We start from the raw sequence: 20604 nt of genomic DNA, 5'->3' as shown, positions 1-20604 counted from the left end.
TTTATAAATAGCTAAACTCTTTTTAATTTAATTAAAAGGAGTTTATGTGAATAATGATGAATTGATAAAATTTTTAGATGAAAATCCAACTATAAAAAATGATTTAATAAATAAAGCACAAAGTTATAATTTAAGTAATCAAGTGCAAAATGTGATAAATGATATTGATACAAGTGATAATGAGTATTTAAAAAATGTAGTTAATACACAAAATATTACACAAAATAATACACAAAATATTACACAAAATAGCACTAACACAATACAAAATAATGATGATTTAAAACAAAATTTAAACGCTAATACAACAACGCAAGAAAATATACAACAAGCACCTACGCAAACGCCTATGCAAGAGCCAACACAAGCTCAAACAACTATGCAAACGCCTATGCAAAAAATAGGACAAGCACTTAATGATAAAACTAAGATGCCTAATAATATAAATGAAATGAAAACTTTAAATGAAATAGCAAAAGATAATCAAAGTGATATTGCAGGTTATATTAATGATATAACTAAAAAAGAAAGAGAAGAAGTTGATTTTTATGCTAATGAGATTAAGCAAAATACTAAAATAAAAAGCGATAGTTTCATAAATAAATTAGTTAAAAATTATAGACAATTTAACAAAGGAGAAGATGTTGTTACATATGCAAATAATGTAGTAAAACAAATAAATGATTTTACAAATCAAGGTATGCAAGATTTAGAAGATGATGGCTTATTTGCTCATTATAAAATAGATAAAAATGATTTTAATTCAGAAGCTTATTTTGATTACATTGAAAATCAAGCCCTAAAACAAGAAAAAATCAAGCCCCTTGATAATTTTATATTAGATAGAATGTTAGCGTTAAATGAAGTCAATAATAAGTTTAATGATATAGCAGCAAAGGCTAATCATTTATATACTGATTATTCAGATATTATAAAAGCAGCAATAGGAGATAACAATGATAAAGCTGAATTGTTAGACAAGACTGCTGTAGTAAAAGCTCAAGTTAATTCATATTTTAACAAAAACTATAATAGCCAAATTACTCAAGATGGTAAAAATTATTATGCGATTGATAATATTACAGGTAAAAAGATATTTCTTGGAGATAGCAATAGTATATGGTCTGATTTAAAAGCTGCACCATTTGAAACAACTCTAACTGCTGCAGGTGCCTTAGGTGGCGGAATTATTGCTAAAAATACTTTAGGAGCAAGGCTTGGCTCAACTTTAGCTGCAGAATTAGCAGGTTCAATCACAGCGGCTGCTTTAGCTGCTAGTGGTGGTTCTATAGTTGATTATTATAAAAATGTCAATGAATTAGGTGTAGATGGCAATTGGGATGAAGCATTAAAAAAAGCAAAAGAAGCAGCCGTTTTTTCTGCGGTTGCTGATATAGGTGCTTTAGGAGTATTAAATACACCAAAACTAATTTCAAAAGGTTTTAATATGACCATAGGTAAAATAATACCTACTAATGCAAAAAAACGAGCGAGTAAATTTATAGGTGGTCAAGGTATTGGAGCAGCAGAAAATTACACTAAAGGTTTGCAAATAGAAGATGATGTATATGAAGTATTACTTAATGCAAATGAAAAATATAAATTTGCTGATTTAAGTGAAATAAAACATAATCACGAAGTAAGAGAAAAATTTGCAGATAAAGTAGTAGGAGTAATAGCTAATCGTTTTGCTCAAGAAGAGATTACAAAATCACAAAAAGAAATGCTATTAAAGGCATTAGTTAGCGAACAAGGTGCAGATAATCTAATAGAAGCAGTGCAGAAAAACATAAGCTATGCACCACTTTTAGAAAAAAATATCATAGGAGCTCATACAAGAGCTTTTCATAGTTTTATGGGACAAATAAAAGATAATGTAAGTGAAGAAGAAATAAGCAAAATCATATTTAAAAATATTGATGAGATTAAAAATAACTATGCAAATATCTATGAAAAAATAAAGAAAATTGACAAAAATGAAAATCATAAAGTAGATATTAAAGAATTTTCAAAGTTATTAAATAATTTTTTAGAAAGCGATACAAATGTCGCACATTTAACAAGCAGACAAAAAAGAGAAAAGTTTTTTAGGGGATTTGAAAATATCGTTTTTGATGATAAACATAATCTAAAAAGCTTTAATGCTAATGAACTAATAGAAATTAGAAAAGAGCTTTATAGTTATTATTATTCAAATACAAACAAAGGTGCTTTAAAGAAAGATTATAAAGCCTTAAAAGATATTTTAGATAGTAAAATATATGATTATTTAGAAAAGCTTGAAAAAAACGGGCATAAAGAATTAGCAAAAGAATTTAGAGCTGTAAATGATGATTATCACTTCTATAAATCAGTCTTATTAGATGATACGATAGGCTTACAAGAAACTTTAGATAAAAGATTATTAGATAACAACGCCTTTTTAAATGCTTATGAAAAATTATTAAAAGATGATATTAGAGATGAAAGTGGCGAGAATTATTTTCATAAGTTTATATCAAAACTAAGTGATAGTAAAAGAGCTAAAATAGAGTTTTCTATAATAGAAAGAAATATTAATAAGAAAATCCATACACAAAGATTAAGCGAAATTGTAAGTTATGATTATGGCAAAATCGCAGATGGTTTAAAAGGATATAACTTTTTATCGCAAACTAGCAAAGATATGGTGGAGTTAATTGATACATATTCTAAGTTTTTTGCAAATGATATAAAAATTTTAAAAGCTATTGGTAAAGATGCTACCGAGCAATTATCACAAGGTATTAGCCAAAATGTAATAACAAGATTTTTTACAATGCTTTCAAATCTTTTTATGCAGAGCTTAAAAAAATATATGTTTTGGACTGATAGTGGTAAAAAAGCGTCGTTTCAATATCATATCCTGCAAGGCATTAAACATTCTAAAAGCATAAATGATTTTAACGACTACCTAAGAATGAGCTATAACTTGGCAAAAGATAGCAAATTAGCCTATGCAAGTATTTTAAAAGAGATGGTAGATGATACTCAAAAAATGGTGGATATTAAAGATGAAATCATAAAAGAGAGCGAAAAAGGAACACCAAGAAAAGTAAAAGAGCGTGAAATAGATTTAGATAGTGTTACACCTAATTCAAATAAAGCTGATTTGATGGATGCAGGCTATACTAAAGAAGAAGCTAATAAAATGACCTTAAGACCATTTGATGAATTAGGTAGCTTAGGAGCTAATAATGAAATATTTAAAATGGATTTTAAGAAATATATAAATAAAATAAATGATAATGAAGAAGAATTTTATAAAAGGAGTTATTTAGATGATAGAACAAATTCAAAAGGTGCTAAATTCAGTGGAGATGGTGGATTTAACGAATTATCGCAAGATAATGGCATTAAGGGAAGTAATATTGTCCCTAACGAAAGAAGAGCAGGAGAGCTTGGAGGTGAATTTGTCAGGGATAGAAGAAGAGAGCTTACTAAGACAGATACTAGAATACGAGAAAATCAAGATGAACGATTGGCAGATAAAGTATCTAAGCAATTACCTGATACCGACTTGGCTGGATTATCAACAAAACGAGATGTTAATAGCGTTAATGCAGAAAAAACTATGGATAATACTAGATACGATAACACAGAATTGGCAAGTGATAACAGAAGAGATTTATCCACCACAACATACGCAAAAACAGGAGAATTACAGACAAATGATAATGAGCGATTTGAAACGCTTATTGATACTAATAGATTTGAACGAGATAGCAGAATACGACAACAATATGCAAGAAGCGAAAAGAATATTATCACAGGTGTTAAGTTAATTAAAAAAGAAACGATTAATCATTTAGCTACTAAAAAAGCTAATCAAAAGGTAGCTAAAGATTTAAGTGATGAAAAAATATTAAATGAGAGTATAAAAGAAGCAAAAGAGCAAAGAAGTTTAAGCGAAGCTACTAAAAATTACAATGGTAGTATTGATAAAGCAAATATTAATACAAATATACAAAGCTTAAAGCTATTAAAAGAGCTTGAAAGTACAGGTAGAATTGCTAATGAAGAAGAACAAAGATTGTTAGCTAGTTTTAGTGGATTTGGCAAAGACGCACAAAAAGTATTTAGCGATGATAGTAAATATCTAAAAGAGTTAAGAGAGTTTTTAGATGATAGCGAGATAGAACAATTAAAAAGAGCTACGCTAGATGCATATTTTACACCTACAAGTCTTGTAAATAATATGTATGAGATAATGAAAAAACAAGGCTTAGCTAAAGGTGATTTAATCCTTGAGCCTAGCGTTGGGCTTGGTGCATTTGTAAGAGGTAAAAGTGAGTATAATTTTAATCTAGTTGAACTAAATTCACTAATAGCAAGATTTACAAAGCAGCTTTACCCATCATCAAAACTAATAAATGATGATTATATAAAAACAAGTGCTAAAGCTAATTTCATCTTAGCAAATCCACCATATGGTAATATAAAAACTTTTTATAAAAACGAAGAGCTAAATATACACAACGCATTTACTAAAAAGATGATAGATGATTTAAATGAAAACGGCGTTTTAGGAATGATAATAACTCATTCATTCGTTGGTAATATGGATAATGCTATGAAAGAGTTTCTTCACAAAAACGCTGATTTTATTACGATGATAAAAGTGCCTAATAAAGCTTTTAAAGATACAGATATTAATACTGATATTATTTTTCTTAAAAAAGGCACAGGGCAAAATATAGATGTAATGCTAAATAATTTTTATGAAAAATATCCACAAAATTTATTAGGTGCAACAAAATCACAAAAAACAAATCAATATGGTAAATTAGAAGATATTTTTAATGGTGGAGCATTAGACAAAGCTTATGCAAATGATGATATAAAGATTAATTTAGATGATATTAAAATCTATGAATATGAAAAAAATCCTATTATAAATAAAGAATTAGACCAACCACTACTAAAAGCTAGAGAATATTACAATAAAAACGCTGATGAAATAAGAGCTGGAGAAATTTATGTAAAGGATAATAAAGTATATTTTAATGATAGCGAAATAAATTTAAATGAACTTGATAAGACAAGAAAAGGAGCTTATAAAAAATTCATTGAACTTTATCCACAAATAAAAGCTTTAAGAACTACGCTAAATTCTTTAAGAGAAGCAGAGCTAAGTGATGCTAAATTAGATACTATTAATTTGCTAAGAGCTAAATTAAATAAAGATTATGATACCTTAGCAAAAAAGCTAAAAAATGATAATATATTTAATTCACACGCTTTAAAATACGGACTTGAAAACGACGCATATGCATATGAGCTAAAAGCATTAATTAGATACGATGAAAAAACTAAAAAATACTATAAAAATGATATTTTTAATAAAAGGGTGTTTAATCCTATAAAAGCAGAAAGTAAGCCTGAAAGCATAACTGACGCATTTTATTATAATCAAAACAAAAACTACGCATTTAATTCAAAAAGCTTAAGCGAGTTGCTAGATAATAAATTTAGTGTTAGCGAGATTGAAAAAGAGCTTTTAGATAAAGAATTAGTGCTTAAAAATCATAAAGGCGAATTAGTAGATACAAATGAGCTTTTAAGTGGAGATTTATTAGAAAAAATAGCAGAATTTAAAAATGCAAAAAACTTAGATGAATATCAATTAAAAACACTTGAAAAACTAGAAAACGCTTTACCTGAAAGAATTAAAATAGATGATATTAGCTTTTCTATGAGTTCAAATATCATAAAAGAAAAATATATAAAAGATTTTTTTAGTGATACATATAAGGCTAATATAAAAGATATTATTAAAGAGCCAAATACGAGTAAAATAGATATTATTTTTAGTGAATTAGGAGAGCATAAATTAGTAGTAGATGATTTATATAAAACTTATGATATTAGTGATTTTGCTGATATTATTTTAAATAATAAACAAATCGTAGCTCAAAAATATATAGACAAAAAGCTAGTAATTAGTGATAAAGGCACACAAGCCTTAAAAGGCATTATAAACGATATTAAGCTTAAATTTGATAATTATGTAAGAAGTAATTATGCAAATGAAATTGAAGAAAGTGTATATAAATTAAATGCAAAGATAAACAAATCTTATGAAAACTCACATATTAGTATCCAAGGTATGAATGCTGATATATCTTTATACGAACACCAAAAAAACGCAGTTGCAAGGGTTCTTGATAATAAAGCAACTTTCATAGCTCACGAAATGGGCTTAGGTAAAACTATGAGTATTGCAAGTAGTGTTATGAAACTTAAAGAAGTTGGCAAAGCAAATAGAAGTATGATAATAACGCCAAAGGCTGTCGTAGGTCAATTTGCTAATGAGTTTAAATTCTTATATCCAAATAGCAAAATCTTAATGATAGATAAATTTGATAAAGCAAATCGTTTAAGAACTCTTAATATGATGAAATACAATGATTTTGATGTATGTATCATAAGCCACGATAATTTTAAAAATATAAAAATAAATACTGAATATGAAGCTAATTTTATAAGAAATGAAATAGATGAACTAGAAAGCACGATAAAAAGAATTAAAGCAAAAGATAATGATAATATAAACATTAAAAATCTAACAACAAGACTAGAAAACGCCCAAAACAAGTTAAAAAATAGACTTGAAATTGCAAATAAAGAAAAAGATAATGTGTTTTTTGATGATTTAGGTATAGATGCACTTTTTGTAGATGAAGCACATAAGTTTAAGAATATGAGCTTTTATTCAAGTTTTAAAAACTTAAAAGGACTTGGTGCAAATGATGCAAGTGATATAGCTTATGATATGTATATAAAAACTAGCTTTTTAAGAGATAATGATAAAAGAATTGTTTTTTCTACAGGCACACCACTAAGCAACAGTATAACAGAGCTATATTCATATATGAGAATGCTAAAACCTGATGAACTAAAAGCTTATAACATACACTCACTTGATGATTTTATAAATGCACACGCAAAAATTGAAACAGTGCTAGAGCCTAATGCAAAAAATGAGCTAGTAGAAGCTACTAGAATAACTGATATTGTAAATATTAAAACTCTTAAAAATATGCTTTTTAATGTAATGGATTATATGAGTAATAAAGAGCTTAAAGAAATTTGGGAACTTCGTGCTAAGAATGGAGATTTAATAGCACACGAAAAACTAAGAAGTCTTGCACCTAAAATAGAGCATATTGAAGTAGCTATTAAGCCTACAGACGAACACAAAGCTAGAAATAGATTATATGCTAAGTTTTATGATGATTTAAATAATAGTAATAATCACGCATTAGCAGGATTAGAACACTATAAAAAAATGTATGATGAAAATAGACTAAGCGAAAAATATGAAGGCACTTTTTCAAGTGATAAAATATATGCTAGAAAACTTGCAGCTAATGGAGAATTAAATGCAGCTAGAATGAATGATAGTATTGATATAAGACTTAATGGTGGTAGTTTAGATGATGAAAATAGTAAAATAAATACGGCAGTAAAAAATATAATTAGTAATGCAAAAGAATGGCAAAAGGACAAGGGAACTCAAATTGTGTTTTTAGACAAATCAAATGCTATGCAAGATGAGATAAGAGAAAAATTAATAAAAAGTGGTGAGTTTAAAGAAAGCGAAATCGTAAATATTAGAGATTTTGATAAAATCACAAATGAGAATAAAAGAAATGAAGAAATAGCAAAAGCTTTAGAAAAAATGCAGAATGGAGAAGTTAGGGTTTTAATTGGCTCAAGACAAAAACTTGGAGCTGGAGTGAATGTGCAAAAACGCATAGTAGCACTTCATAATATAGACGCACCTTGGAACGCAGCTGATTATATGCAAGCACTAGGCAGAGCTGAAAGGCAAGGAAATGAGCTAAATAAGATATATGATAATTTTAGTGTAAAAAGTTATAACTATGTTTTAGAAGAGAGTTTTGATGCTAAAGTTTATGATATATTAAAGCATAAGCAAAATATTGCTAGAACCTTTTTTGCAAAAGATAGCAATTTAAATAGTGCTGAAAATTTTGCAGGAGATATACCATTTGAAACAATGTCTAATTTGGCAAATGGTAATGAATTAGCAACTAAAATGCACGAGCTAATGAAACAAAGAGCTAAATTAATAGAGAATAAAGCAGCAATTGAAGCTGAAAATCACAATAACGAGCAAATGTTAAGTAAAAATCAAGCACTTTTTAGCAAAGCAAATAAAACGCAAAAGCTAATAAAAAGCCTTGATATAAAAGAAAGCGAGAATGTAGTAATCGGTGGTAAAGAATATCCTAAAAATGCAGATACAAATAAGCTTATAAAAGAGCATTTAAGGACTAATCAACACTCACACGATTTTTTACTAAGCTATGATGGAGTTTATGTGAATTATCAAAGAAAAAGCTTTAATAAATATGAGCTTTTTATATATGATAAAATTGATGGAGTTGATACAAGATTTGATTTAGTAAAAGAGTTTAGTTTAGATGATAATACAAATATTTTACAAAGATTAAAAAATAGTTTTGCTAAGTTTAGTGATGTTTTAAAAGAACAAGGCGAGATAAAATACAATGCACTTAAAAAAATCAACGAAGCAAAAGAATATAAAGTGCAAGTATTTAATGATGATGATTTGATAATTAAATTAAATGATGATATTGCTAAACTTGATTTTGAGATAAAAGAAAAAGTAAGACTTGCAAAAGAACAAAAGGGTAATGAAATAGCAAGTTATGAAATTAAAGAAAACACTAATGAACTTTATAAAAATGTAGATTTTAAAAATGCAAATACAAAAGATGAGATTTTTTCTTTAGCTAAAGAAAATGATTTTAGTATTGATGATGTAAATGAAATTTTATTAAGAAAACAAATAAAAGACGCTAGATTAAATGATAAAAAAATTGATATAGTAAAAAGATTAAGTGATGATGAAAAAGAAGAAATATTGTTTAATTTTTTCAAAGCTGGTGGATTAGATAAAGAAATAGCTAATAAAAAAGAAATAAGTAGAAGTTTAATAAAAAACCTTGATTTTGATAAATTAAAAGAAAGAGGTTTTATATCACATTATGATAATGAAGAAAGAGTATATCAAAAATTAAGTGAAGTATTAAGTGATAAAAATGTGATGATTGATTTTAGATTATTACCTAGCAAAAATGATGATTTTGTAAGAGAATATATTTATGATGATTTTTTAATACCACAAGAAAAAATAAGTAAAGATAAAAAAGAAAAATTGATTTTAGAATTTGCAAAATTAGTAAAAGATGAAAAGCAAAAAGGTGCTATTACTAAGCTTAAAAATATGCTAAAAATTGATTATTATAAAGATTTTGATAAATTCAATAAAAATATAGATGATTTTATAAATAATTATTTAGATTTAAATAAGGCAAAAATAAAGCATTATGATGATAATTATCAAGCATTGCAAGATTATCAATATTATGTTAAAGCGTATTTAACTAGCTTTTTAAAAGATGATGTTTTTTATGCTAAATATTTTAAAGATTTAAAAATAAAGGATTTTTTAGAATAAAAAATTAATGCTAGAGTATAAAACTCTAGCAAAAATATTTTATATTTAATTTAAAATAACTTAATAATTTTAAATTAATATTTAATAATTTAAATATATTTTTAATAAAAAGTATTTTTTATAAAAATAAATTTAAATATTCATAATTATTATTATTTATTAATTGTTCTAATTCTTTTTTACTTAATTGGTTAATTATGCTATTAAATAGATTTTTAAAATAAATATCATATTTTATTGCTTCTACTAAAATGCTAATATTTTTAATATTAATTAAATATTCTTTTAGTTCAATTTTATTTAAACTTAAAATAAAATATGTTGCATAAATACTTTCATTGCATTCTTCATATTTTAAATAAGCATTATCAAAACACTCATTTGCATAATCTAAAATAATATCTAAGCATTTTAAGTCTTTATATTTTTCTTTTGTTTTTTCATTGTTTGGATAATCATAGAAAAAATCATCTAAGATTGTTTTTAAATTATAATAAGTAATATTTTTTTCATCGCAAATTTTTAAAATCTCATTAATACTCATTACACCTAAAAAATCATTATCATTTAAAAATTTATCACAAAAAACATAATCATCTAAAGCGTAATCTTTTATTTGATTTGATAATGAAAATAATGAATATTTATTATCATATATATTTTTAAAGTTATATTTTTCTCTTGTTTTTATATTTATCATTTTTTCTCCTTTTTATTGTGCTAATTTGTTAAAAGAATAAACTTCTTTTTCGGTTGTTTTTGTAGTATCGTTGTATCTTAAAAATGTAGCTGTGTTATCATTAATTATTAAACTAGCTATATTTAATCTCTCATCTATATTAGAATAAATAGGATTTTGTATTAAATCATTTGTGTAAGCTATGCTTATTAACTCGCTTATATTTTTATTAAATTTGTTATATTTTGCTTTAATATAACTTGAAGTATTTGCAAAACTTATTAATATATCTTCTTCATCATCTATTACATTAATGATATTTGTTACTTTTTCGTTTATGCTTATTAATTCTTTTGCTTGTTCGTTATTAAAAGTTAGTTTTATATTTTTATTATTATTATCTAAATAATCTAAAAATATTGAAAAATATTCTTTTAATTTTATAAATCTTTTTGTAAAATTAAAATCCTTTATTAATTTTTCTAATGTTTTTAATACAAATGAATAATTTTCAATAAAAGTCTTAAACTCATCATCATTAAGAGTATTTATCTCATTAAGACAAAAATTAATATAGTTTTGTTTTAGGTTATTTTTATCGTTTAAAAGTATTTTTTTATATTTTTTAATATCATTTAAAGCGTCTTTTAATGTAAAAGTATCCTTTAATTTAAATCTATCTAAATTATATTTAAATAATTCTATATCATTATTTGTAAAGCATTCTAAAAGCTTTTTATTGTAAGCTTGATTTGGCTTAAAATGGTTTAGTGCTAAATTAAAATAATTGTTTTGTTTTTTTATATTATCTTTATAATTTATATCATTATTTAAATCATCTTTTTTTGATTTTATATATTTTGTAAGAAAATCAAAATCATATTTTAACTCATCGCATAAGTATCTAAATCCTATATTTTGTGGATTTTGCAATATAAAATCTTTAAACTTAATTTGTAATACGCTACTAAATGTTTGAATATAACAATAATTTTTATTTAATAAATCTTGTGCTAAATCATCATTAAAATTAAGTCTTATTTTTAAGTAAAAAAGTCTTTGATGCAAGTTTTCATCATTAAGTATTTGTTCGCTTAAATCATTATCTAAAATATCGTATTTATCTAGTTTTGTCTTATCATTAAGCTTAAAATAAATATCGTTAAATTTATTAGCTTTTATAAGAATTATAATCTCATCTAAGCTTATCTTTTTTATATTTGTTTCATTTGAATATTTGTTTAAAATCTCTTGTGTGTTCATTTTTTATCCTTTCATTTATAATTTTTGCTTAAAATAAAAGCCCTTGCTCACTACAAGGGCTAAAAGGCTATTAAGCAAAAAGCCTTTTAATTGCTGAAAACATATAATTTTCTATGTTTTCGTTTTCTTTTAAAGATGAGATATTGTTAATAAATATCTCATCACTAAAAATCACCATTAAATCGGTGCTAACTAGCTTTTCGGCTTTTAATACTTGGTGTAGGCTAAATCCATTTGCTTTTTGATACTCGCAAATGTTTAATTTATTTTGAGTAAAAAATCCTAAGAATTTTTTAGCTACTTTGCTTTTAGCACCTTTATTTACTAATTCTCTTTTTATCTCATTTGCTAGTCTTGTTTCTACATTTACTCTTGTTCTATCTAAGTAATTAATCATTTTTTATCCTTTTTTAGTTTTTTATTTTTTAGCTTTAAAAAAGCAACTTATTTTTTATCCTTGATTTTTAAAAAATCTTTTTTTGTTTTCTTTATGGCATTTGATTAGTCTCCTTTCGTTGGTATATATTTGTTAATTAATCAAATTATTTTATAAATTATTGATTTTAAAACAAATTAAACGAAATGTAACATAATATTCTTAAATTAAACTTAAATTATAGATTTTTCATCAAAATATTTTTATTTTTTTTGATTATTTGACAAATATATATAAAGATGCTACTATCTACGATAATTTTTTAAAAGGAGAAAATATGACGCAAAAAGAATTTAACGATAGACTTAAAAAAAATGGACTTAATTTAGATGATTTTTCAAAGTTAATAGATACACCTGTCGGTACGATTTACAACTGGAATAGAAAAGATAAAACCCCACCAAATTGGGTTGTTTCGTGGTTTGATAATTACGAAAAAGCAAAAAGCTATGAGTATATAAAAAATAAAGTTTTTGAAATTGAAAAAATAAAATAATAAATAATCTTGAATTCAATTTATATTTTAATAAATTTGAATTCGCTACCCCACGCATAGCATAAAATAATTAACAAATGATTAATTATTTAAAATTTTTTTAAGGAAAATATGGTAAAATACTTGTGTCTTTCGTTAGAGTTAAAAATTAAAGATGATTTTTTAAAAATTATTTTTACATTTTGTTTTTTATTGGATGGAAAGATATGGTGAATTAAGGATGATAGAATATATTTTATTTTTAATTCTTGTAATCGCTTTACTTAGAACTTTAAAAAGTTTCTAAATAAAGCACAATCCAAAAAAATCTAAAGGCATTATAAACTTGCACTGCTTATAAACTCACCACACTTTATTTTTTAAAATTTTAAAAATTAGCCGCCCCCACTAGAAAAATTTTTAATATTTTTTATGGTTTATTTGCTTTAAAATTAGAAGTTTTCGCCGATTTTTGCTATGTTTTTAGGTAATTCTTTAGTATTTTTTTGAAAATTCTAATTTTTTCTAAAAAATATTTTAATCTTTAGCTTTTGTATTGTTTAAAAAATATTTAATATTTTTAGATTATAAAAAGTTTTAAAAAAAATAATTTATAAAAGTTTTTTTTAAAAAATTTATTTAAGTATTTAATTTTTCTTTTTTTGAACTTCAAATTGACTTAAGTCAAAGTCAAAATTTTTAAACTTTTTTAGAATAGTGAGAAAAAAGGAGAAAAAATGTTTGATTTTAAATTTTGGAAAAAAGTTAGTTTAGCAAATGCTACGGTTGAGTTTTATGAGAATGATGAATATTTAGCTTTTGATAGTAGTCAGTGTATGCCACCTGAACCTATGATAAATGCTAGAGTTGGCTTAAATAATTTAAAGCCTAATCAAAAATTAATTATGCTAAATCATAAAAATCCTTTAGGCTTACTTCCTAGCGTGAAGCCATATTATGATATTCAAACTACACAAAAAGATGGACTTTTTTGGCTAGTATTTACTAAAATTAAAGAGCATAGCAATTTTGATGAAGCTTGTAAAGACCATCCATAAGGGTTAAATTATGTTAAACGCATTCGCACCACCATTTAAAGTGGTGGCTATTTATTTTATATTTGCATTTTGCTATTTATTAGCTTTTATGTTTTTATTTTCTTATTCAAATTATGATTTTGAGAGTTATCAATTTAAAGCGTTTTTACATTGTTTTTTTGCTGGATTTGCTTTAAATATAATAATAGGTAGCCTTTATCAATTAAGCTCGGTAATTTATGAAAAAGCATTCTTTAGTATAAAAGGTGTATTTTTTGTGAGTTTTATTTGTAATATCTCTTTAGCCTTTATTATGTATTCGTTTTTAAATTATGATTTGGAATTACTAAAATATAGCGTATTTGCTATGATTTTAAGTGTTTTTTATTTTATTGTGCTGTTTTTAATATCATTTTTTGATTTTAATAATATTGCTAAAAGTGCTTTATTTTGTGGGGTTGTTTTTTTAGCATTAGGCTTAGTTTGTGCTGGTTTAATTGCGCTTATTTTAAACGGGCTTATATATTTAGATTATGAACTAATTCTTCATCTTCATATATATTTTATGTTAGGTTTTATTTTGTTTATTTGTATAGGTGCTGCTAGTGTATTATTGCCAATGTTTGCACTAACTCATAAGCATAAAAATTATTTATTATGGCTTAGTTTAGCGGCGTATTTTTTAGCATTTTTTCATAAAAGTATAGCGATTTTTTCCCTAGCTTGTTTTGTGTTTTGGTGTTTATATATACTTAAAATACGAACAAGAAAGGCTAAAGATTATTGGAATTTAAATATTGTTTTTGCTTGTATTGGCTCGTTTTTAGCGATGAGAGAATTTTATGTTTTAGACTATGCTTTAGCTATTAAATTATTAATTTTTGCAACGATTTTACCTTTTATAATCGCACATATTTATAAGATTTTGCCATTTTTAATATGGTTTCATTTTATTTCAAAATTAATCGGAAAAATAAAAGTCCCTTTATTAGATGATATGGTGATTAAAAAAGCAGCTTTTTTTACTATGCTAATTAATATATGCTTAGTAATTTCTCTTTATTTTAGTTCATCAATTTATTTATATATAGCGTTAAATATAGGTCTTTTAATTAATGTAATCAATTTTTTTACTTATATAAATTACAAAGGAGCAAAGAATGAAAAAGCAAGTAATTAATGCAATTTCAAATGTAATTGACCCTGAAGTGGGTTTTGATATTTTAGCTTTAGGGCTTATTTATGATATACAAATTGATAATTCATATTGTAAAATCACTATGACCTTATCTACTAAATCTTGTCCTATGCATGATTTACTGATAACTTGGGTAAAAGACTCTGTTTTAAGTGTAGATGGAATAGATAGTGTTGATATTGATTTAGTGTTTGAGCCTGCTTGGAGTATAGAAATGGCTAGCGATGAGGTCAAAAGTTCTTTAGGGCTTGGTAAATAGCACTTCTAAGTGCTATTTATTTATTAGTTCTTTTGCCACATTTATTAAATCTTGCATAGATTGTAAATTTTCTAATTTTATTAAATATTTGCCATTTACGATAAAGCTAGGTGTCCCTGTTTTGTCGGCTATAATATCAGCAATATCAGTTGATTGCAATAAATATTGACCTTCTGGGCTTTCTATAAATTTATTTAATTGTCTTTTTGAAATTCCTAATAGTTTAAGCCCACTTTTATAAAAATTATCAGCATTATTATCCCAAGTTTGTTTATTTTTAAATACATCAACAAAATAAATTTTGCTTATATTATGATATAAACTATTTTCATCATATAATTTTATATTATTTTTTTCATCTTGATATTGTGCATATGCTAATAAATTCGCCATTTCTTTACCAAATTTACCCCAAGTTTTTACCATCATCATATTTATTTTTACATCATTAGAAATATTTGCTAATTCTTGCACTGTTTTTGCTATTTGATGTTTGTAACAATGAGAACATTGATAAGACCATATCTCGGTAATGCTGTTATCTGAATTTGCAATAGGTTTTTTTAAAACTTCATATTCTTTGCCTTCAGTTAATGCAAATAAATTTGTGCTAATAAATAAGATAAAAGCTATTTTTTTAATTTTTTTAAACATAAATTCTCCTTAAATAATTCATTATATTATTTTAATTTAGTAGATTAAATTTACAGCAAACTGATAATGATTAATAAATTTGGTTATAATATAATTCTTAAAATTATTATAAAGGATTAAAAATGAAAAAGATTTTATCTTCATTAGTTGCTATGGCTATTTTAGGGTCAAGTGCTTATGCGATTACTATTGATGAAGCTAGTGTTAAAGCTCACTTTACTGGTTTTAAATTAGAAAAAAAATTAGGTGTTAATGGTGTTATTGATGGAGCTACTTTTAAATTTGCAAAAAATGAGGGTAGTGTGGTTGAAATTTTAGAAGGTGTAATTGCTACTATGGATTTTGCTAATGAAAATACAAATGACAAAATTCGCGAAAAAAATATTCATAGAACATACATAGCTAATTTAGAAGATAGCAAAATTGAAGCTAGTTTAAAAGATGTAAAAGGCGATGATAATGAAGGAACAGCTACCGGAGTTATAACATTTAATAAAATTACAAAAGAAATTCCTATGACTTATAAGGTTAGTGATGGAAAACTTGTAGTTAAAGGTGAGATTAATATGAGAACTGATTTTAACACTGAAAAATCTTTCATAGCTTTGTCAACTGATAAACAAATCTCGGCACTTCACGGAAAGAAAACTCACGAAGAAGTTGAAATTTATTTTGATGTAGATGTTAAATAATCTTTAAAGGCTAGAATACTAGCCTTTAAAAAACTTAAGGATTATTTAAATTGATTTTAATAGATTGTATTGATATTGATAAAGCTTACGGCGAAAAAGTTATTTTAAAAAATGTAAATTTTAGTATAAACGATGGCGAAAAAATCGCAATAATAGGTAAAAACGGGCAGGGCAAATCTACATTTTTAAAAATAATTACTAAAGAAATAGAACCTGATAATGGTAGGGTGTTGATTAATTCAAGCATAAATTTTTCTATGCTTTCTCAAAGCATTAATATAGATTATAATCTTAGCGTAGATGAATATATTAAATTAGAATTAGGCGATATTTTTAATGCTTTAAGCGAATATAATGAGATTAATTCTAAACTATCAACTAATCCAAATGATAAAGAATTATTACAAAAACAACAAATTTTATTTGATTTAATAGAGAGCAAGGACGCTTGGAGTATTGATAGTAAAATAAATAGAGCTTTAAAAGAATTTGAATTAAGTAATTTTATAAATAGAAATCTAGCAAGTCTTAGTGGTGGGGAATTAAGAAGATTAAGCCTTGCTTGTATGTTGCTTAAATCTCCTGATGTTTTGATTTTAGATGAGCCTACGAACCACTTAGATGTAACTATGTGTAAATACCTTGAAGATATGTTAAAAGCTAGTAAAAAATGTGTTATTTTTATAAGTCACGATAGATATTTTATAGACAATATTGCAAGTAAATGCGTAGAAATAGAAGATGCAAAATTAAGAGAATTTGAAGGTGGGTATTCAAATTATTTACAAGCTAAGGCAAGATTACTAGAAAGCCTTAATAAAAGCTATGAAACCTTAGTAAAACAATTAAAAAGCGAAGAAGAATGGCTGCGTCGTGGGGTAAAAGCAAGGCTTAAGCGAAACGAAGGCAGAAAAGAGCGTATTTTTAAAATGCGTGAAGAGGCTAAAAAAAATCCTAGTATTTTGAATAGACTAAGAGTTGAGCTTGCCCGTGCAAGTGATATAAAATCAAATCCACTCATAGCAAATAAGAAAAAAATGCTTTTTGAATTACACGATATTAGCCTAACACTAGGCGAAAAATTATTATTTAAGCCATTTAGTGCAAGGATTTTGCAAGGTGAAAAAATAGCAATTGTAGGCAAAAACGGCTGTGGAAAATCTAGCTTTTTACAAATTCTACTTGAAAAACTTCGCCCTAGCAGTGGTTTTATAAAAAAAGGTGAGATAAATATAGGATATTTTGACCAGAAAAAAAGCGATTTAAAAGATGATGAAACTTTGATTGAGTATTTTTGTCCAAATGGCGGTGATACTATCAATGTGAAAGGCTCTAATATGCATGTATATGGATATTTAAAGCATTTTTTATTTCCTAAAGAACAACTTACTTATAAAATCGGCTCACTTAGTGGTGGCGAAAAAAGTAGGGTGGCTTTAGCAAAACTTTTTACAAAAGATTATGAAGTATTAATTTTAGATGAACCTACTAATGATTTAGATATTGCTACGATTAATATTTTAGAGCAGTATTTAATGGATTTTAAAGGTGCTTTGATATTTGTAAGTCATGATAGATATTTTACAGATAGACTTGCTACTAAGCTTTTTGCCTTTTCAAATCAATCAATTGAAATTGAAACTATGAAATTTAGTGAACTTTTAGAATTAAACGATGAATTAAGCGAGTTAAATAGTGAAATAGAAAATGATAAAGAAAAACCAGTAAAAGTTGAGCGTAAAAAAAGCGTAAAATTAAGCTATAAACAAAATAAAATCCTAGAAGAACACCCAGCTAAGATTGAAGAGATTGAAAAAGAAATTAGATTATTAAATGAATACTTAAGCGACCCTGCAAAATATGAAAAATATGGGATATTGGCTCTTAATGAAAGACTTGAGAATTTAAATCAGGAATTAGAGCTTTTAGAAAATGAGTATTACGAAGTTTTAGAACTTACAGAAAGGTTAGAAAATGTTGATAATTAGTATAATTAGTGTAATTTTTGTGATTGAAACAATACTTAAATTACTTGAAATAAATCATATTAAAACAAAAACAAATAAAGGTTTTTTAAGTGATGAACAATTTATAGAATTTAAAAATATAGCCATAGTTGAGCATAAATTTTCAATACTAAATAATTTTTTAGCACTTATTTTAAATTGCGTATTTATATTGGTGTTATTTAATGTATTAAAGGTTCATTTTGAGCCTAATTCACTGCTTGATAATACTATTTTAGTTTTATTGTATTTTATTATAAATTCTTGCATTCTAACTTGCTTAGATTATTATAAAACTATGGTTGTTGATACCAAGCACGGCTTTAATAAAAAAACTCCTAAAATGTATTTTAAAGACCTTTTAAAATCATTAATCTTATTAGTAATTATAGGTGGAGCTTTAGTTTATATTTTGCTTTTTGCTATTGCTAAATTAGGCGAGTTTTGGTGGATAGGTGGCTTTATTATTTTATTTATTTTTAGTCTTTTAGCTATGGTTATTTATCCTAATTTTATAGTTCCATTGTTTAATAAATTAAGCCCTGTAGAAGGTGAATTAAGAGATGATATTGCAAAATTATTAGATGAATGTGGCTTTAAAAGTAATGGGGTATTTAGTATGGACGCTAGTAAAAATGATACTAGACTTAATGCTTATTTTGCGGGTATGTTTGGAGCAAAAAAAGTAGTTCTTTATGATACTTTAATCAATGCTATGAGTAAAGATGAATTACTTGCCGTATTAGCTCACGAATTAGGGCATTTTAAACATAAAGATATTTTAAAAATGCTTTTTATAAGTGGTTTAAATCTATTAATTACCTTTGCGTTTTTTGGATATTTTTCAAGTTTTTTTGAAAATCAATTTAATTTAGAAGGCTTTGTATCTAGTCCGTTGTTTGCTTTTATTATGGTAGGCTCGGCAATTTCGTTTATTTTAAGTCCTATTTTAAATTCTTTATCAAGAAAAAATGAATTTAGTGCAGATAAACACGGAGCAATAAAAACTAGCAAAAACGATATGATAAGTGCTTTAAAGGTATTAGCTATTCATAATAAAGCCTTGCTAGATCATAACGCTATTTATGAAATGATTTATAAAACTCATCCGAGTTTAAGTAGAAGAATAAGTGCATTAAATGATAGCCACATTTAACGAATTAAAAGCCCTAAGCAATGAAGTAATTGCAAGACAAATTATAATGGAGTATTTTTCATATTCAATGCTTGAGTATTCAGTCGCAAGGGCAAATGTGATAAATCCAAGCGATAAAATTAAACTTTTAAGGATTGCAAACGAATACAAAAACGGCACTCCATTGCAATACATATTCTCAAAAACTTATATAAAAGATTTAGAATTTAAATGTGCTAAAGGAGTGTTAATTCCTAGAAATGATACTGAAATACTAATAGATTTAGCAATAAATCTAATAAATCAAAATAATATAAAAAATATTTTTGAAATAGGTTTTGGAAGTGGAATTATTAGTATATTTTTAAAATTATTTACAAAAGCAAATATAAAAGCCTGTGATATAAACAAATTAGCCTTAAAACTAGCCAATGAAAATGCTAAATTGCATAATGTAAATTGTGATTTTTTTATTAGCGATTTTATGAAAGTTAATTTTAAAGACTATGAACTAATTATCTCAAATCCTCCATATATTAGCACCGAATATAATTTAGATAAATCAGTATTAAAAGAGCCTAAAACAGCGCTTTTTGGTGGTAAAAAAGGATATGAGATATTATTTAAAATAATTGATAAATGTTATCTAGAAAATGTGAGATTTTTAATGTGCGAATTTGGATATGATCAAAAAGAAATCCTAAATGATTATCTAAAAGAAAAGAATTTTAAGGCTAGTTTTTATAAAGATTTAAATGGTTTTGATAGAGTTTTTATAGCAGAAAGGTTAGATTATGAAAAAAATTAATGATTTTTTATTAGCTGGAATAATTTTTGTAGAATTATTCATAGGAATTGTTGTTGCTCCTATTATTTTTTATCCTAGTGCAATTATTGGAGATGGGATTTTAAGTCACTTTCAAAGCGGACTTTTGATGACACAAGTGTTTGTAAAATTTAATTATTTGTTACTTATAACTTGCATAATTAATTTTATTTACGAGTTAAAAAATAAGAAAATAATTAAAATTTTGTTAAGTGCTTTTGTTTTTATTTTAGCGTTAGTTTTTATATTTTATTACACACAGCAAATTTTAAATTTACAAAGTTTAGGCGATATTGCTACTAAAAGCGATAATTTTTCAAATTTACATAATGGTAGTGAATTAATATTTAAGATTATTGTGTTTTTTCAATTAATTTTATTTTTTTATAAAAATAAATAATTTTGTAGTCAA

The 20604-nt window shown here is 25.2% G+C and carries 14 protein-coding genes; 10 read left to right on the top strand and 4 right to left on the bottom strand.

Features of this window, described 5'->3' with window-relative positions; genetic code table 11:
• Nucleotides 1-46 precede the first annotated feature (46 nt).
• Nucleotides 47-9532 (top strand): SNF2-related protein, encoded by a 9486-nt coding sequence (locus tag NY022_RS08410; protein ID WP_267525248.1) that lies wholly within the window; start codon nt 47-49, stop codon nt 9530-9532.
• Between the two features lie 118 nt (nt 9533-9650).
• Here the strand turns inward: NY022_RS08410 and NY022_RS08405 are convergent, their stop codons facing one another.
• From NY022_RS08405 to NY022_RS08395, 3 genes are all read right to left on the bottom strand, one after another.
• Nucleotides 9651-10232, bottom strand: a complete 582-nt coding sequence (locus NY022_RS08405) for a hypothetical protein (RefSeq protein WP_267525245.1) — start codon at nt 10230-10232, stop codon at nt 9651-9653.
• 12 nt (nt 10233-10244) lie between these two features.
• Nucleotides 10245-11474, bottom strand: a complete 1230-nt coding sequence (locus tag NY022_RS08400; RefSeq protein WP_267525244.1) for a hypothetical protein — start codon at nt 11472-11474, stop codon at nt 10245-10247.
• A 70-nt stretch (nt 11475-11544) separates the two neighbouring features.
• The gene (locus NY022_RS08395) at nt 11545-11871 is read right to left on the bottom strand and encodes a hypothetical protein (protein WP_267525241.1); all 327 of its coding nucleotides are present in this window, start codon (nt 11869-11871) and stop codon (nt 11545-11547) included.
• A 316-nt stretch (nt 11872-12187) separates the two neighbouring features.
• On the opposite strand from NY022_RS08395, the gene NY022_RS08390 reads away from it, so the two are divergent.
• The 4 genes from NY022_RS08390 to NY022_RS08375 all read left to right on the top strand — a co-directional run bounded on the left by NY022_RS08390 (nt 12188) and on the right by NY022_RS08375 (nt 14879).
• Nucleotides 12188-12406, top strand: coding sequence for a hypothetical protein (locus NY022_RS08390; protein WP_267525239.1), 219 nt, complete (start codon nt 12188-12190; stop codon nt 12404-12406).
• 716 nt (nt 12407-13122) lie between these two features.
• Nucleotides 13123-13443, top strand: a complete 321-nt coding sequence (locus NY022_RS08385) for a hypothetical protein (RefSeq protein ID WP_267525237.1) — start codon at nt 13123-13125, stop codon at nt 13441-13443.
• A gap of 10 nt (nt 13444-13453) precedes the next feature.
• Complete coding sequence (locus NY022_RS08380; protein WP_267525235.1) at nt 13454-14602, top strand: hypothetical protein; 1149 nt, start codon at nt 13454-13456, stop codon at nt 14600-14602.
• Nucleotides 14583-14879, top strand: coding sequence for a metal-sulfur cluster assembly factor (locus NY022_RS08375; RefSeq protein WP_267525233.1), 297 nt, complete (start codon nt 14583-14585; stop codon nt 14877-14879). Before NY022_RS08380 ends, NY022_RS08375 begins: the two co-directional genes overlap by 20 nt.
• Nucleotides 14880-14891: 12 nt before the next feature.
• Here the strand turns inward: NY022_RS08375 and NY022_RS08370 are convergent, their stop codons facing one another.
• Entirely contained in the window at nt 14892-15533 is a 642-nt protein-coding gene (locus tag NY022_RS08370; protein ID WP_267525231.1) for a hypothetical protein, read from the bottom strand.
• Between the two features lie 122 nt (nt 15534-15655).
• Here NY022_RS08370 and NY022_RS08365 point away from each other — a divergent pair, with 122 nt between their 5' ends.
• The 5 genes from NY022_RS08365 to NY022_RS08345 are packed head-to-tail and all read left to right on the top strand — an operon-like array spanning nt 15656 to nt 20592.
• Nucleotides 15656-16225, top strand: a complete 570-nt coding sequence (locus NY022_RS08365; RefSeq protein ID WP_267525229.1) for a YceI family protein — start codon at nt 15656-15658, stop codon at nt 16223-16225.
• 50 nt (nt 16226-16275) lie between these two features.
• The gene (gene abc-f / locus NY022_RS08360) at nt 16276-18213 is read left to right on the top strand and encodes a ribosomal protection-like ABC-F family protein (RefSeq protein WP_267525227.1); all 1938 of its coding nucleotides are present in this window, start codon (nt 16276-16278) and stop codon (nt 18211-18213) included.
• Nucleotides 18200-19387: a M48 family metallopeptidase gene (locus NY022_RS08355; protein ID WP_267525225.1), complete on the top strand. Its 1188-nt coding sequence runs from the start codon at nt 18200-18202 to the stop codon at nt 19385-19387. The genes abc-f and NY022_RS08355 overlap by 14 nt, the downstream gene beginning before the upstream one ends.
• The gene (locus tag NY022_RS08350) at nt 19371-20174 is read left to right on the top strand and encodes a HemK/PrmC family methyltransferase (protein ID WP_267525224.1); all 804 of its coding nucleotides are present in this window, start codon (nt 19371-19373) and stop codon (nt 20172-20174) included. The genes NY022_RS08355 and NY022_RS08350 overlap by 17 nt, the downstream gene beginning before the upstream one ends.
• On the top strand, nt 20161-20592 hold the full coding sequence (locus NY022_RS08345) for a DUF4149 domain-containing protein (protein ID WP_267525222.1): 432 nt from the start codon (nt 20161-20163) through the stop codon (nt 20590-20592). The genes NY022_RS08350 and NY022_RS08345 overlap by 14 nt, the downstream gene beginning before the upstream one ends.
• Nucleotides 20593-20604: the final 12 nt, after the last annotated feature.

The sequence above is a fragment of the Campylobacter sp. MG1 genome, assembly GCF_026616895.1.
GTDB lineage: Bacteria > Campylobacterota > Campylobacteria > Campylobacterales > Campylobacteraceae > Campylobacter_E.
Note: the sequence above shows the minus strand (reverse complement) of the source record. Positions and strands in the feature narration are given on the sequence as shown.